Genomic DNA, 13836 nt, shown 5'->3' with positions numbered 1-13836 from the left:
ATGCAAACCAAAATGTTGATCAACGGCGAAATGGTTGAGGGCGACGGCGATCCAATCGCCGTATTGAACCCTGCCACTGGTGAAGAGATCTGCGCGATCAAGTCCGCCACTTCTGAGCAAGCCAATGCCGCCGCCGCCGCCGCGCATGAGGCGTTTGAAACTTATGGGCTAACCTGCCCGGCTGAGCGTTCGGAACTATTGACGGACATCGCCAACGTTCTGGAAGATAACGTCAAAGAACTGGCAGAGCTGGAAAGTCTGGATGCAGGCAAGCCTTGGCCATCGGCCCTGAATGATGAAACGCCACTAACTCTGGACACCTTCCGGTTTTTTGCCGGCGCAGCCCGGACAATGACTGGCATCGCAGCCGGCGAATATGTCGCTGGTCACACATCGATGATCCGTAAAGATCCGGTTGGTCCGGTGGCAGCGATTGCACCTTGGAATTATCCACTGATGATGGCCGCTTGGAAATTAGCGGCCCCGCTGGCGGCCGGTTGTCCCGTGACGGTGAAGCCGTCGCAACTGACACCATTATCAACACTTAAGGCGGCAGAACTGATCGCCGATATAGCTCCCAAAGGCGCAGTCAACGTGCTGCACGGCTCCGGCCGTGAGATCGGCAATCAAATGATCAACGACCCCCGTACCGAAGCGATTTCGATCACCGGATCAAACGCGACGGGTGCAGAAGCGATGAAGGCTGCCGCCCGTCAGATCCGTCATGTGCATCTGGAGCTGGGCGGCAAGGCCCCCGTGATTGTATTTGAGGATGCCGATATCGGTGCAGTAGCGGAAACCGTGCGCTATGGTTCGTTCTTCAACGCCGGGCAGGATTGTGCCCAGCCTTGTCGGGTCATGGTTGCCGATGCAATCTATGACAAGATTGTCGCCGCCGTGACTGATCAGGTCAACCAGATCAAAGTTGGCGCGCCAAAGGCGGAAGGCACCGAAATGGGGCCGATCATTTCCGCTGCTCAGCGCAACACGGTTGCCGGATTTGTCGATCGCGCGCGCGAGACCTGTGAGGTCGTTGCAGGCGGCAAGATGATCGATGGGCCGGGCTTCTTCTATGAACCCACAGTTCTGGCCAATGTCTCTCATGATGCGGAAGTTTTCTGTAATGAGATTTTTGGGCCAGTGGTGACCATTTCTCGGTTCTCTGATGAAGAAGAGGCGCTAAAGGTCGCCAATACGGGCCGGTTTGGGCTGGCCTCCTCGGTCTGGACCAGCAACACAGGACGCGCGATGAGGATGTCATCAAGAATGAGATATGGATTTACTTGGGTGAACACACACGGCATTGCCACGCCGGAAATGCCTTGGGCGGCAATGAAATCTTCGGGCACAGGCTGCGACATGTCGGTTTACGCGCTAGACGCCTATACCGCTGTTCGCCATGTGATGGTGGCCCACTGATGCGGCTCGCGGTGAAAAAAGCACTGGTCACTGGTGGTCGTCAGGGAATTGGGCGCGGCATTGTCGAGGCATTTTTGAAGGAGGGCGCGACCGTCGCGACTTGCGGCCGTGGCCCGCAACCTGATGGATTGCCAGAGGGTGTGAGCTGGTACAGCGTCGATGTCGCTGACGCGGCGCAAGTGAACGAGTTAGCGCAGTCTTTGGGGGCTATCGATATACTGGTCAATAATGCCGGTGTGCAGGTGGAAAAAACCGTTGTGGATAGCACCGATGCCGATTGGGATCTGGTGATCGGTGCGAACTGTCGCGGCGTGTTCAACATGTGTCGGGCCTTTATTCCGAAGATGACCAAAGGCGCATCCATCATCAACATCGGGTCCATTTCGGGTAAAGTCTCTGACCCGTCCATGGCGCTTTATAACGCGTCCAAATCCTTTGTGCACGGACTTACAAGGTCCATAGCCGTGGATCACGGCCCAGACATACGATGCAACGCGATATGCCCGGGTTGGATTGAAACCGGCATGCTGGAGGCGGGATTTGAGCTCTCGAATGATCCCGCCGCTGCCCGTAAGGATGCATTGGCGCGTCATGCCACCGGGCGTTTTGGGCAACCCGCAGACATTGCCGCCATGGCCGTCTGGCTTGCTTCAGACGAGGCTGGTTTTGCCACTGGTCAGCTTTTCACAATCGACGGTGGCATGACCGCCGCCTCACCGATCAACACGGGGCTTTTCTAATGACTGATACCTCTCACACCGCCGTTTTGGGCGCAGGCACCATCGGGGCCAGTTGGACGGCCTTGTTTCTGGCCTCGGGCCGGTCGGTCGCCGTTTATGATCCGTCACTCGAGGCCGAAATACTTGTGCGGAGTTACATCGAACAAGCCTGGGAGACCATGTCCGAACTGGGATTGACCAAACGCGGCAATCCTGACCGTGTGAGTTTTCATCCCTCTGCTGCTTCGGCTGTTGAGGGTGCTGGCTTTGTACAGGAAAACGTGCCCGAACGCCTGCCGATCAAGCAAGCGACCTTTGCCGAGATTGAACCAGTTCTTGGCGACAGCTCAATTGTTGCCAGCTCCGCCTCCGGCCTGACTCTGGGGCAGATGCAAGATGGTTGGCAAAACCCGAGCAACTTTGTTCTGGGACATCCTTTTAACCCACCACATCTGATTCCTCTGGTCGAGGTGATGGGCAACGACAAAACCCGCGTTGGCGTCGTCGAGGCGACTGAAACATTTTACGAAGATATCGGTAAGGTCACCATCAGGGTGAACAAAGAAGTGCCCGGTCACGTTGCTAATCGCTTACAAGCTGCCGTCTGGCGGGAGGCGATCCATTTGGTGCAATCCGGTGTCGCCAGTGTCGGGGATGTCGACAAGGCAATGTCCGCTGGGCCAGGACTTCGCTGGGCGGTGATGGGACCAACTACTCTTTTCAGCTTGGGTGCAGGCGCAGGAGGGTTGGCGGCATTTTGCGATCACTTTAGCGACACATTCAATGGCTGGTGGAATGATTTGGGCACGCCAACGCTCACCCCGGAGGTTTCTGAAATGCTTACGCAAGGTCTTATGGAAGAGATTGGAGATAACTCTATCAATAATTTGGCTGCTCAGCGCGATACAGCAATTGTTAAATTGCGAAAAGCACTGGCTGAATCAGAGATCAGATAACGTCTTGTCCGAAAATAACGTTCGCGTAAAGTGCGGATCTACGATTTTCAAAATGCCTTTAGACGTGTCTCGTTAGGGCTGCTCACCAAGCTTTGCAAAGACCGTAATCAGCGCATTCCCAACGCTGATGAGTAATGCCGCGAAGGTTGGCTTCCCCCTCACCATGGATTTTTTGACTCCTCACTTGAGTTGGCGGAGCTTAGCGCGCATTGCATTGCTTCTGTGAGGCGCGGTTTTTCTCGAGACATCTGATTTGTGGATTATAGTTTTTCCCGGAGCGCCTCGTAAGGCGTTTTTCCGCTGTGTGCGCCGTGTGGTCTGTGGAAGTTGTAGAAGCGTTCCCATTCGCTCAGTTTGGCTTCGAGGTCGACGTCACCTGTGTAGCTGAGCAACTGATAAAATTCTTGCTCATTTGATCTCATAACAACCATTGTTTTTTTATGACCCATATTTTAATGTTACTCTTTGGCGTCCATAAAATACACATAGCATGTACATTAGGTCTAAGTACTATTTCTCATGAAATTTGAACCCTCAGTTTGCGCTGATGGTTGTTTTGATGCCTTAGGGTCCACGAAGTCGTCCTCTCGCATCAGTGGAAATCAAAGACCAGCTGTTGTGAGGTATTCAGCATCCTGATTTTTCGCCCCATGGAAACTTCCGCTTTCAAAACAACTTCAGCTGCCGCACGTGCATCCTCTCCTGCGTCATGATGTCGAAAGCAAAGCCCTAGCACTTTTTTGAGATTGGCCAGGCCATGCCCTCCATTACCCCGCAACTCCGGCCACGCTTGACGGGCGACCGCAACGCTATCTGACCATACGGACTTCAGCATTGGTAGTCCGGCAAGCCGACATGCAGCGCCAAATGCCTTTTCGTCGTAGCGACTATGTTGAACAAGCGGATATGCTTCAAGAAGCTGACGCAGATCTGGTAGTATCACTTCGAAGTACGGGGCATTTTTAACTGTAGTGGCATCGATCCCATGCAATCGCGTATTGCCAGCGGCGAATGGCGTACGAGGGTCGATATAAGCGCTATAAGTCGCAATTGAGCCGTCAAATCCAACGAAAGCGAGGCCGATCTGACAGATGCTGGCGATATCATATCCTGCAGTCTCGACATCTACAGCTATGAATCTGAGATTGTCGCTCAGCGGTTCGAGCTGATTGAAACAGGTTGGTAAAGACAAAGGTGCAGCATTGGCCATGACAACGACTTTCACACTTTTATCGATTAACGCAAAGCATCTTCGTTGCTTGTAGCCAAAGTCGGTTTTTGGCACCAGGCGTGGTTAGAGCTGAGAAAGGTTTCAACTCGTCTGTTGGGTTTGATTATGTGGCGCTTTGACTGTGATGCAAGTGGCGCGTTTTTAGATTCTTTCGTTTGATCCTTTCTCATTGCTCACGAATGGTTCTGTCACGTCCGAAATGGGCTGCCCTCGCCTGATAAAACGCTGCAGGTCAATCTGAGGATGCGCTGCCTCCGAGGTTGGCCTCGTGCCCTTTTGATATATGTTGCCATCAGCACGGGCTTCCACTTTGCTTTGGGCTTAGTTAGCGAGTGCTAGCAACCCCGGAGAATATGCCTTGATGATGATTTTACCTTCAAGACCGGCTCTACAAGCTTCATCTAACCACGTGAACAGCACATGCGGCGTGCCGGACCACGCGGGCCGCTGTAGAGCCGAGCAGATAGTCTTGCAAACCTGGCCGGTGGCTAGCGATAACGATACAATCCACTTCATGTGATACTGCATAATCGACTATGGTACGTCCGGAATGCCCCTCGACGATCTCAAGCGTTGCTGCCTCAGCCTTATCGACTATTGGCTGGAGTTTCATTGAGATGGCAGATTTTGCACTCTCCAGGTGATCTTCTGGGAGCAGCTTTTCAGAATATTGAGGCATATGCTCGACCACGTGTAAAAGCGTAATCTTGCCATCTTTACCGCTGAGCACCTTAGCGACGCGTAAGGCAGAAATCACGTCTCGATCATCGTCTAGAGAGACTGGAACTAGAATATTGGAATACATATTTTCCTCCAAGAAGGGTATCAGAGCGGGTGCGTTGATTGATCACAATCGTGTAAAAAGGAACCCGTAGCGTTGGTACTGAACGCTGCGGGGCCAGGCGGGGAGGTTAAGCAGGCGTGAACATGTCTTTGTATTGTTCACGCAGTTCTTTCTTTTGCACTTTACCCATGGTGTTGCGGGGCAATTCCGGCAGAATGACAAGCTTCTGCGGATGCTTGAAGCGGGCCAGAGGTCCGCCAATGCTCTGCTTGATTGCGTCAAGGTCCAGTTCAGCTTTCCCATCGGAGACCAAAATGCCCACAACTGTTTCGCCAAAGTCTGGATGGGGGACACCTATGACTGCGCTTTCAAGAACACCCACCTCTTCATCAAGGAGCAATTCAATCTCTTTTGGATAAATGTTGTATCCGCCCGAGATGATCAGGTCCTTATTGCGCCCTACGATGTGCAGGTAACCGTCCTCGTCAATTTGCCCCAGATCTCCGGTGATAAAGAACCCATTCTCGCGGAGTTCTTCAGCAGTTTTTTCGGGCATCTGCCAATACCCTTTAAATACATTGGGTCCGCGCACCTCGATCTCACCAATCTCTCCTTGTGGCAGGGTTTCGCCCGTATTGCTGTCGGTGATCTTGATCTCGACACCCGGTAGTGGAAAACCAACAGTTCCAGCCCGACGCTCTCCGTCATACGGGTTAGAGGTGTTCATGTTGGTTTCTGTCATGCCATATCGTTCCAGAATGCGATGGCCAGTACGCTCTTCGAATTGAAGGTGTGTTTCGGCAAGAAGAGGTGCGCTGCCTGAAACGAACAGACGCATATGCCTGACCAAATCGCGCGTGAACCGCTCATCTTCAAGAAGGCGTGTGTAGAAGGTTGGGACGCCCATCAACGTAGTTGCTTGCGGCATCAGTTCTATCATCTCGTCCAAGTTAAATCTGGGCAGGAATAGAAGCCGACCGCTAGCCAAAAGTGTGACATTGGTGGCAACGAACAGACCATGCGTGTGAAAAATTGGAAGTGCATGGAGCAGCGCATCCTTTGCGGAGAAGTCCCATTCTTTGGCAAGCGCCTGACAATTTGAAAGCAGGTTGCCCTGTGTCAGCATTGCCCCTTTTGAACGTCCCGTCGTGCCCGAAGTATACAAGAATGCCGCAAGATCATCTTCGGTACGGTCCACGGCCTGAAATCCAACAGGCATAGTTTCGGCCTGAAGTGTAAAGCTGCCGCTTCCATCTGCATTCATGGTTTCAAGTATGGCGCCACACGCTTTGGCGATGGGCTCCAACTCATTGTGCCTTTTATCATCGCACAGGATCAGACGCGCGCCACTGTTCTCCGCAAAATATGAAACTTCATCCGCAGTATATGCTGTGTTTAGGGGAAGAAACACGATACCTGCCTGAACGCAGGCCGCATAGATGGCGAGTGCTTGAGGGGATTTAGCTATCTGAACTGCCACCCGATCACCGGGCTGCACACCCAATTGCGTGAAAAGGTTAGCGTATTGGGACGCCAACTGCAGGAAATCATCATGCGTGACGGTCGATCCATTTGCCATCTGCAAGAACACGGTATTCTTGCCTTTATGTTGTCCGAAGAGGGTATCATAAAGGGGGTTGGTCATCGTCTTGCTCCTAAGCTTGTAGGGTTACCGACGCGCTCAAGGTCTTCACGGCGTCTGAGGCAACTACTGTTTTTTCACCGACGAATTGTTCGTGGTTTTGGGAGATTTGGCTGAGGTCATACAAATAGTTGACCATGGTTCCGTTGGATTGGCGGCGGCCATTTTCTGAAATGTCAGCATCCGCATGGACCGCGTGCACCAAGGCACCGTTGCCCAAATGAAAACGCGCGACCGGGTCAAGCGGCATACCATCTGGCCGCTTCGCCTCGAGGAGATATCGCGCCGCGAGGGCCTGATCATCTGTTGCTTTTTGCAATTCGGGATAATGGCCAGCAAGCCAGCGATTCATGCCGGGGATTGGCGATAAGGTGACGAAGGTTTTAAGCACGGGCAGCTCTTTGGATAGATCGGTAACAACCTGTTTGATAAGTGAGTTGCCGAACGAAATGCCTGCGAGCCCTGCCTGACAATTGGAAATTGAGTAGAACACTGCCGTATCGGCATCTTCTGCATCAATCGCCGTACGATCATCTGCTAAAAGATCTTGCACTGAGTCCGGGATGCCTTTCGTTAGAGCGACTTCTACAAATATCAAAGGTTCATCGGCCATGGCGGGGTGGAAGAACCCAAAGCAACGTCGATCAGATGGCTTGAGCCTTCGCCGCAGATCATCCCAACTATCGATTGCATGCACCGCTTCGTATGCGATGATTTTATCTAAGATGTCAGCCGGGCTTTCCCAATTGATCGGGCGTAGGACCAAAAAGCCTCGATTGAACCAAGATGAAAACAGGTGTTTGAAGTCAACATCCAGCGGTTCCAGATCAGGTCGCTCTTTGAGCATGCCCAGCAGATCTTTGCGCATGCCAACAAGTTGCCCTGTGGCTCCGGGAACCTGGTTTAGACGACGCGCTAATTCCTGTCTCTTGGGTTCGCAGGCGGCGGCAAATGCACGATAAGTGCTTTTGCCGGGTTTGTTCTGGTACGCTTGCAGCGTCCCAATGACATCATCCGAGTTGATTTCAAGCTTGTGGGTCATGAAGTCAAAATATGTCGCCTTCTCTTCGCCTGTCATGCTGGCGTAACGGTCCAGGAGATTGCGTGCCAGAGTAACCCCTGACACCTCTCCATGACTGCTCAAGAGTGCTTCACACAGGTCCGATGTCGTTCTTCCATCGACTTCATCGGATAAGGCCTTGCGGTATCGCCTTTCAAAGACCGTCGAGATCAGATCACCGAAATAACTCATACCGCTTCTCCCATCACCACATCTGGAAGCCAGGTCGCAAGACCGGGGAAGAAACAGAGCAGGATGATGGCGATCACCATGCAAGCCACGAAAGGCAGCGATCCTTTGAGGATGGTCTTGAGGGAGATATCAGGCGCAATGCCGTTAATAACATAGAGATTGAGACCCACCGGGGGTGAAATCAGGCCAATCTCCATGTTGATGGTCAAGACAACAGCAAACCAGATCGGATCGAAGCCCGCCGTCGTTATGATCGGTAACAAGATTGGGGCCGCCATCAGGATCACCGCGACCGGCGGCAAGAAGAAACCCGCAACCAAAAGAAACAGCATGACAAAGGTCATGAGCACCCAACGGTTTACATCCAGCGTGCCGATCCATTCGGCGATGGCTTGTGTAATGAAGAGGCTCGACAGCATGTACGAAAACACGCCGGCAGCAGCGATGATGAACATGATCATCACGCTTTCCTTGGTACTGTCTCGCAGTACCACCCACAGGTCAGCTGGGTTCCATAGCTTGTAGATAATCATTGCAATCAACAGGCAGAGCAATGCGCCTACGGCAGCGGTTTCCGATGGCGTGGCGATGCCACCATACATTGCATAAAGGACGCCCAAAATAATTGCGAGAAACGGCAATACGCGTGGCAAGATTTCAAACTTCTCTTTCCACGTGTAGTTTCCTGCGGTTAGCAAAGCTTTGTCTCCTGACTTCCACGTCGAATAGAGCGACCAAAGCATGAAGAGCATCACCAACATTAGACCTGGGATGACACCAGCGAGGAACAAGCGACCAATCGAAGTTTCCGTTGCAATCCCATAGACGATCATCGTCACCGAAGGCGGGATCAGAATGCCGAGCGTTCCACCCGCAGCAATGGACCCAGCTGCAACGCCGTCGGGATAGCCACGTTTGCGCATTTCAGGAATGCCCATTTTTCCGATGGCCGCACAGGTTGCCGGACTGGATCCGGACATAGCGGCGAAGAGCGCACAGGCCCCGAGGTTGGAGACAACCAATCCGCCAGGCACTCGGGTCAACCAGCGTTCAAGCGCCTCATAGAGATCGGCACCGGCCCGGGTTGATGCGATAGCCGAGCCCATGATGATAAACATCGGGATCGACAAAAGCGCGAAGTTATCAAGTTTGCCAAAGAGAATTTCGGGAATAAGTTCAAGTGAGCGCATGCCATCAAAAATCAACAGGAATGCTGATGAGACGATGAGCAATCCAAGCGCAACAGAGACGCCGGAAAATAGTACAAGAATGGTAGCAATGGCGACAATTGCGCCGAGCAGGATCGGGTCCATTACACGTCCTCCAGTCCAAATGGGGCGTCTACTTTCATCAGAACTGCAATCAGATCTGCAATGAGCTGAAGTAGGAAAAGCCCAAATCCGATGGGGATAGACAGGTAAGGAATCCACAAGCGAACACCCCAAATGGTGTCCGACTTCCAATTCCGCTCATAGGCGAGGTGCCAATGTTCGTATCCATAGAAAAGTACGATCGCGACGATGACGATCGACAGCGACATTGTCAGTAAATACATATAGAAGCGCGCGGTTTTAGAGAGTGAAAGCGGAATGAGGTCAACATTCACATGTCCGCGCAGGCGTTGGACATAAGGCAGCCCGATCAATGTCGAGCCAATCGCGAGGTAAACCACCGCCTCAGTCTGCCAGACTGTAGATTGGTTCAGGACGAAACGGACGAAAATCATTTGGCAGGTGATCGCCACGGCGGCAACGATCATGGCCGCAGAACACCATCCAGCGAGGGTAGAAATTGCCGCAACAGCGCGCAGAAAGGGATTGTTGCCCGTGCGCGAGGTGACAGCTGAACTTTGGCTAGCCATATCAGCTTTCCTCTCAGCATAACTTGAATTGGGTGTAAGGCGACCACCGTTCTTCAGCGGTCGCCCGGCAAAGAACTATTCGACAGAGAGCGCCATATCCAACAACGCCTGACCATCCGGAACATCCGTGACAAATTGCTTATAGGACGTCTCCTGAGCGAGTGCGCGCCACGCTGCGAAATCCTCCGGCGACATCTCAGCGATTTCCACACCGGCTTTTTCAAAGACTTCGACCGAAGCAGCATCTTGCTTTTTGGCTTCTTCAAGATAGAAAGCTTCAGCATTCGCAGCAGCCCCTAACAGAGCTTCCTGCTGTTCTGCAGTAAGATCATCAAAGGTAGATTTGTTCATCAGGAGTGGCTGATACATAAACCACAACGCCACATCTTCGGTGGCTGGCGTGTAGCACGCCGCCTGTTCGTAGATACGGTACGATACAAATGAAGACGACGACGTGTTCGCCGCATTTAGAATGCCAGTTTGCATCGCATTATAGATTTCTGAAGAGGCCATAGATGTGATAGACGCGTCTGCACCGGCCAACATCTGTTCAAACGCTTTGCCAGCTGCGCGTGTTTGCAGCCCCGCGACGTCTTCGGGTTTAGTGATGCAATTGTCTTTGCCAACAAACCCCCCGGCCAGATACCCGTGGACCAACACCATGACATCATCTTCGGCCATTTTTTCTTCGAGAGCTTGCATATACGGAGAATTGCTCAGACGTGCGGCATGGTCGTGGTTCTTCACAAGACCCGGCATTAACGTCAGATTGAAGGCGGGTTGTTGGCCACCCGCATAGCTGAGCGGCAGAACTGTCATATCCAACTGCCCGCGGCTCAGCGGACGATATTGTTCTCGTGGTTTAAAAAGCGACTTTGAACCAAAGATTTTGATGTTTAGATCAACGTCTGCAGCGGCAACCTCATCGGCAACCATCTGTGCTACTTGATGGCGGATGTCTTTGTTTGACCACTGGTGTGATAGGCGCAATTCGGTCGCATTGACCATAGATGCTAAACCCATTGACGCGACCGTTGCGACGGTTGTCAGAAGTTTCGTTTTCATTATTTCCTCCCTTAGATCACGAGCCATAGATGACGTGGTGATGAATCAGCATTGCTCATTCTGCATTCTAAGTCAACAATCTTGTATACAAGATAATTGTTATTGCGCATTAGTGCCCTTCCATAGTATTCTTTTTCTATGGAATTGAAACGTGCAGATCAGATTGCGGAACAGCTGGAGCAGCTTGTATTCAAAGGAGAATATGCTGACGGTGAACGTCTGGATGAAATAAAGCTTGCCGAGCACTTCAGGGTGTCACGCACACCGGTTCGAGAGGCGCTCCAGAAGCTGGTTATGTCTGGAATGGCGGAACAAATTCCGCGGCGTGGTGTCTTTGTCCGGCAGCCTGGCCCTGTCGAGCTTATTGAAATGTTCGAGACAATGGCCGAATTGGAGGCTGCTTGTGGGCGTTTCGCAGCGGTGCGAATGTCAGAAGGTGGCTTGGATCGGCTGGCCAAAGCAAATGATAAATGCCGCGACGCGGTTGAGCGGGGCGATGCCGAAAGATATTATGTCGAGAACGAAGCATTCCATCAGGAAATCTATCGCGGCGCGGCAAATTCCTTCCTTCAAAATGAGGCCCTACGACTGCAAAACAGGTTAAAACCTTACAGACGCATGCAGCTGCGTTTCAGAGGCCGAATGGCACAATCGCTTTCTGAGCATGAGGCGATTGTTGAGGCATTACGAGCAGGAGACACGGAAAAGGCCGCAAATATTTTGCGTAGCCACGTGGCTGTCCAAGGCGAGAAGTTCCAGCAGCTTATGGCTGGATTGAAGGGGTAGGTTTGGAGTAAACTCTTTAAGTAACCAGCGTGAATCGAGTGCAAATGTTATTCAGACTCAGAGATGAGATGTCCAGCGTGGATGAAATTCATCCACAACGAATGCATGAGTGTGGTTGCGATGGCATCGAAGTGTTCGCGTGATATCATCGCAAAGAGAGATTTCCCGTACCTGGTGATCAAAACGGGTTCACATTGAACCGCCTCCAGAATTTCAGATGTGTTGCGCCTCAATTGGGTCGTTGAAAAGACCTTCATATCTTGCCCTCGTAGCGGTCTAAGTGTTGAGTTTCGCCCTATGCTCAACATCGCCCCAATGCTTGTTCGGTGGCAACTTCTTCGCTCGACGTGTAATATCGGAAAAGGTGACCGGCATGAAATCCCACACATCAACGCCGACATTCACCGAATTCCGCGACCCGTACCAATTGTCATGAACATGGCCGAAGAATTGTAGCGCGCCTTTGCGAGCGTGGTTCCAAGTAATCATTGGGTAGTGGCACAACGTATTTAGCTGGTTCTGAAGTCCATCCTGCAATTCAACGAAGTGGGAGACGGAATCCCAAGGTAACTCCAGTGTTGGCTTGTGATCATGGTTGCCAACGACCAGATGACGCTCAGCGCCCGGCAACTGATTGAATATCTGCTCAACATAAGCGCTGTCCTTGGCTTTGGAGCCAAAAGCAAAGTCTCCTAGAATCCAAAGTTGGTCTTCCGGGCCGACCACCTTCCACATGCTTTCCAACAGCGCCGCGTCCATCTGTGATGCCGACTTGAAGGGGCGATTGCAAAATTGCATGATGTTCTCATGGCCAAAATGCGTGTCAGCTGTATACCAGATTGTCATTGAGTGTTCTCTCGGTTCAGTTAACCCGCCAGAGCGCGAAATTCCTCCGGTGTGTAATCCAGCGCCAATAATTTCAGAAAAAGCAGATCCAGAGGCAATTGCGTTTCCATCCACTGCACTTTTTCAGCGTTGATGCTTAGATCGAAGCCGCCAGATTTGTTTAGGGAAATGCAAATTTCACGCCCGTTTAGAAAATCCCAAAGTAGCTCGGAAAACGGACCTTCTCCACTCTTTGGATGCGTTGAAAGGCCAGAACACTGAGCAAGGATTGTCGGCAATACGTCCGTAAAGACAGCCCATGCCTGATGTAGCTCCTGTATTTTCAATGTTTGAAAATTAGAAGTGGGCTGCAGTGCTGCCGACTTTAGCGCCAGTACCGGTGCAAACTTCGATAGGATAGCTTCCTTGATGTTTGAGACATCGCCTGCTTTCACGCCTGTCATCTCAACACCCATCCTGTATGTCGTTGATGGCGGCTGAATCCAGAGCGCTTTGCGAAACACCCAAAGCGCAAAACAGGTCCGCAGGGGTTATATGTATATTTGGCATCACTACCCACCTTATGTGTATAATCTGATTTTTAGATAATCTGAAAATGAGATTACTGGAAGTGTCCGAAGCATCTTACGGACACTCACTTGACCAAAACACTTCACACCAGCGGACATTTGGCGCTCATTGAAGCGCTCATTTCTGCCCGTAAATCCCAAAATCTCTCACAAGCAGCCTTGGCGGAGCGGTTAAGATGTCATCAATCGTTCGTCGCGCGGATCGAGTCGGGTCAGCGGCGTATTGATGTGCCAGAATTGGTGATCATTGCGCGGGCGCTCGATGTTCCTGAGGAACACTTTTTCGATGTAGTCGTTAAGGCCGTGCCACCGGGTGAACGGCTTTAATACCCAGATTTAAATCATTTATATTGAAAATTACAAATGGTTATTGCTGCTTCGGGGGTGACCAAAGCATGACATTCGCGACCAAATATCCCCCTAAACACCATACTCAAAATAGAGACGGCTTCACCCCGAAAGCATCGTTGTGAAGCCGCTCAATGTACAACCTATGTGTAGATAATGGACACGAGTTAGAACGAAATGGGCAAACTATGGGTCATTTCACAACAACAAGTTGTCCGTCACCAGAGTTTTTGGAACCAATGTGGGCCTAAACTAAGTGAGAGTTTGGCTCATCTTGTTGGTTTGATTATGCGGCGTGTTTGCGGTGATGCAAGCGCCGCGCTTCGAGCGTCTTCAGTTTGATCCTTTCGCGTTGTTT

Annotated in this window: 15 protein-coding genes and 1 pseudogene; 5 read left to right on the top strand and 11 right to left on the bottom strand. The window is 51.6% G+C overall.

Features of this window, described 5'->3' with window-relative positions; translation table 11 throughout:
* The 3 genes from ROA7450_RS16820 to ROA7450_RS16810 are packed head-to-tail and all read left to right on the top strand — an operon-like array spanning position 1 to position 3094.
* Entirely contained in the window at positions 1-1419 is a 1419-nt protein-coding gene (locus tag ROA7450_RS16820) for an aminobutyraldehyde dehydrogenase (protein WP_085807115.1), read from the top strand.
* Complete coding sequence (locus ROA7450_RS16815) at positions 1419-2159, top strand: SDR family NAD(P)-dependent oxidoreductase (RefSeq protein ID WP_085807114.1); 741 nt, start codon at positions 1419-1421, stop codon at positions 2157-2159. The genes ROA7450_RS16820 and ROA7450_RS16815 overlap by 1 nt, the downstream gene beginning before the upstream one ends.
* Positions 2159-3094 (top strand): 3-hydroxyacyl-CoA dehydrogenase NAD-binding domain-containing protein, encoded by a 936-nt coding sequence (locus ROA7450_RS16810; RefSeq protein WP_085807113.1) that lies wholly within the window; start codon positions 2159-2161, stop codon positions 3092-3094. Before ROA7450_RS16815 ends, ROA7450_RS16810 begins: the two co-directional genes overlap by 1 nt.
* Positions 3095-3354: 260 nt before the next feature.
* Here ROA7450_RS16810 and ROA7450_RS16805 read toward each other — a convergent pair.
* The 8 genes and pseudogenes from ROA7450_RS16805 to dctP form a co-directional block, all read right to left on the bottom strand.
* Positions 3355-3513 (bottom strand): annotated as a pseudogene (locus ROA7450_RS16805) (IS481 family transposase); the annotation flags it as partial.
* A gap of 173 nt (positions 3514-3686) precedes the next feature.
* Positions 3687-4304: an exonuclease domain-containing protein gene (locus ROA7450_RS16800; RefSeq protein ID WP_085807112.1), complete on the bottom strand. Its 618-nt coding sequence runs from the start codon at positions 4302-4304 to the stop codon at positions 3687-3689.
* A gap of 418 nt (positions 4305-4722) precedes the next feature.
* Positions 4723-5130, bottom strand: a complete 408-nt coding sequence (locus ROA7450_RS16795; RefSeq protein ID WP_085807111.1) for a universal stress protein — start codon at positions 5128-5130, stop codon at positions 4723-4725.
* A gap of 106 nt (positions 5131-5236) precedes the next feature.
* Positions 5237-6754 carry a malonate--CoA ligase gene (locus ROA7450_RS16790; RefSeq protein ID WP_085807110.1) on the bottom strand — a complete coding sequence of 506 codons (1518 nt, stop codon included), beginning with the start codon at positions 6752-6754 and terminating at the stop codon, positions 5237-5239.
* A gap of 10 nt (positions 6755-6764) precedes the next feature.
* Positions 6765-8003 carry a malonyl-CoA decarboxylase gene (locus ROA7450_RS16785; RefSeq protein ID WP_085807109.1) on the bottom strand — a complete coding sequence of 413 codons (1239 nt, stop codon included), beginning with the start codon at positions 8001-8003 and terminating at the stop codon, positions 6765-6767.
* Positions 8000-9316, bottom strand: a complete 1317-nt coding sequence (locus tag ROA7450_RS16780) for a TRAP transporter large permease (RefSeq protein ID WP_085807108.1) — start codon at positions 9314-9316, stop codon at positions 8000-8002. Before ROA7450_RS16780 ends, ROA7450_RS16785 begins: the two co-directional genes overlap by 4 nt.
* On the bottom strand, positions 9316-9864 hold the full coding sequence (locus ROA7450_RS16775) for a TRAP transporter small permease (protein WP_085807107.1): 549 nt from the start codon (positions 9862-9864) through the stop codon (positions 9316-9318). Before ROA7450_RS16775 ends, ROA7450_RS16780 begins: the two co-directional genes overlap by 1 nt.
* Positions 9865-9939: 75 nt before the next feature.
* On the bottom strand, positions 9940-10929 hold the full coding sequence (dctP, locus tag ROA7450_RS16770; RefSeq protein ID WP_085807106.1) for a TRAP transporter substrate-binding protein DctP: 990 nt from the start codon (positions 10927-10929) through the stop codon (positions 9940-9942).
* 138 nt (positions 10930-11067) lie between these two features.
* Here dctP and ROA7450_RS16765 point away from each other — a divergent pair, with 138 nt between their 5' ends.
* Positions 11068-11715 carry a GntR family transcriptional regulator gene (locus ROA7450_RS16765; protein WP_085807105.1) on the top strand — a complete coding sequence of 216 codons (648 nt, stop codon included), beginning with the start codon at positions 11068-11070 and terminating at the stop codon, positions 11713-11715.
* Positions 11716-11762: 47 nt separating this feature from the next.
* Here the strand turns inward: ROA7450_RS16765 and ROA7450_RS21535 are convergent, their stop codons facing one another.
* Genes ROA7450_RS21535 through ROA7450_RS16750 form a run of 3 tightly spaced genes read right to left on the bottom strand, consistent with a single transcriptional unit; the run spans position 11763 to position 13016 of the window.
* Complete coding sequence (locus ROA7450_RS21535) at positions 11763-11972, bottom strand: type II toxin-antitoxin system Phd/YefM family antitoxin (protein ID WP_159454083.1); 210 nt, start codon at positions 11970-11972, stop codon at positions 11763-11765.
* Between the two features lie 19 nt (positions 11973-11991).
* A complete protein-coding gene (locus ROA7450_RS16755; RefSeq protein ID WP_085807103.1) occupies positions 11992-12561 on the bottom strand; it encodes a metallophosphoesterase in 570 nt (189 codons plus the stop codon).
* A gap of 20 nt (positions 12562-12581) precedes the next feature.
* Complete coding sequence (locus ROA7450_RS16750; RefSeq protein ID WP_085807102.1) at positions 12582-13016, bottom strand: hypothetical protein; 435 nt, start codon at positions 13014-13016, stop codon at positions 12582-12584.
* A gap of 183 nt (positions 13017-13199) precedes the next feature.
* Between ROA7450_RS16750 and ROA7450_RS16745 the strand changes: the two genes are divergently transcribed.
* Complete coding sequence (locus tag ROA7450_RS16745) at positions 13200-13457, top strand: helix-turn-helix domain-containing protein (protein ID WP_085807101.1); 258 nt, start codon at positions 13200-13202, stop codon at positions 13455-13457.
* Positions 13458-13836 lie beyond the last annotated feature (379 nt).

It is taken from the genome of Roseovarius albus (genome assembly GCF_900172335.1).
Classification (GTDB): Bacteria; Pseudomonadota; Alphaproteobacteria; order Rhodobacterales; family Rhodobacteraceae; genus Roseovarius; species Roseovarius albus.
The sequence above is the reverse complement of the archived record's forward strand: the minus strand, read 5'-3'. Positions and strand labels throughout refer to the sequence as shown.

Coding starts and splice junctions, on each gene's coding strand:
- dctP (WP_085807106.1), bottom strand. CDS start 10,929: ATGAAAACGAAACTTCTGACAACCGTCGCAACGGTCGCGTCAATGGGT.
- ROA7450_RS16780 (WP_085807108.1), bottom strand. CDS start 9,316: ATGGACCCGATCCTGCTCGGCGCAATTGTCGCCATTGCTACCATTCTT.
- ROA7450_RS16790 (WP_085807110.1), bottom strand. CDS start 6,754: ATGACCAACCCCCTTTATGATACCCTCTTCGGACAACATAAAGGCAAG.
- ROA7450_RS16750 (WP_085807102.1), bottom strand. CDS start 13,016: ATGGGTGTTGAGATGACAGGCGTGAAAGCAGGCGATGTCTCAAACATC.
- ROA7450_RS21535 (WP_159454083.1), bottom strand. CDS start 11,972: ATGAAGGTCTTTTCAACGACCCAATTGAGGCGCAACACATCTGAAATT.
- ROA7450_RS16765 (WP_085807105.1), top strand. CDS start 11,068: ATGGAATTGAAACGTGCAGATCAGATTGCGGAACAGCTGGAGCAGCTT.
- ROA7450_RS16775 (WP_085807107.1), bottom strand. CDS start 9,864: ATGGCTAGCCAAAGTTCAGCTGTCACCTCGCGCACGGGCAACAATCCC.
- ROA7450_RS16815 (WP_085807114.1), top strand. CDS start 1,419: ATGCGGCTCGCGGTGAAAAAAGCACTGGTCACTGGTGGTCGTCAGGGA.
- ROA7450_RS16820 (WP_085807115.1), top strand. CDS start 1: ATGCAAACCAAAATGTTGATCAACGGCGAAATGGTTGAGGGCGACGGC.
- ROA7450_RS16755 (WP_085807103.1), bottom strand. CDS start 12,561: ATGACAATCTGGTATACAGCTGACACGCATTTTGGCCATGAGAACATC.
- ROA7450_RS16800 (WP_085807112.1), bottom strand. CDS start 4,304: ATGGCCAATGCTGCACCTTTGTCTTTACCAACCTGTTTCAATCAGCTC.
- ROA7450_RS16785 (WP_085807109.1), bottom strand. CDS start 8,003: ATGAGTTATTTCGGTGATCTGATCTCGACGGTCTTTGAAAGGCGATAC.
- ROA7450_RS16810 (WP_085807113.1), top strand. CDS start 2,159: ATGACTGATACCTCTCACACCGCCGTTTTGGGCGCAGGCACCATCGGG.
- ROA7450_RS16795 (WP_085807111.1), bottom strand. CDS start 5,130: ATGTATTCCAATATTCTAGTTCCAGTCTCTCTAGACGATGATCGAGAC.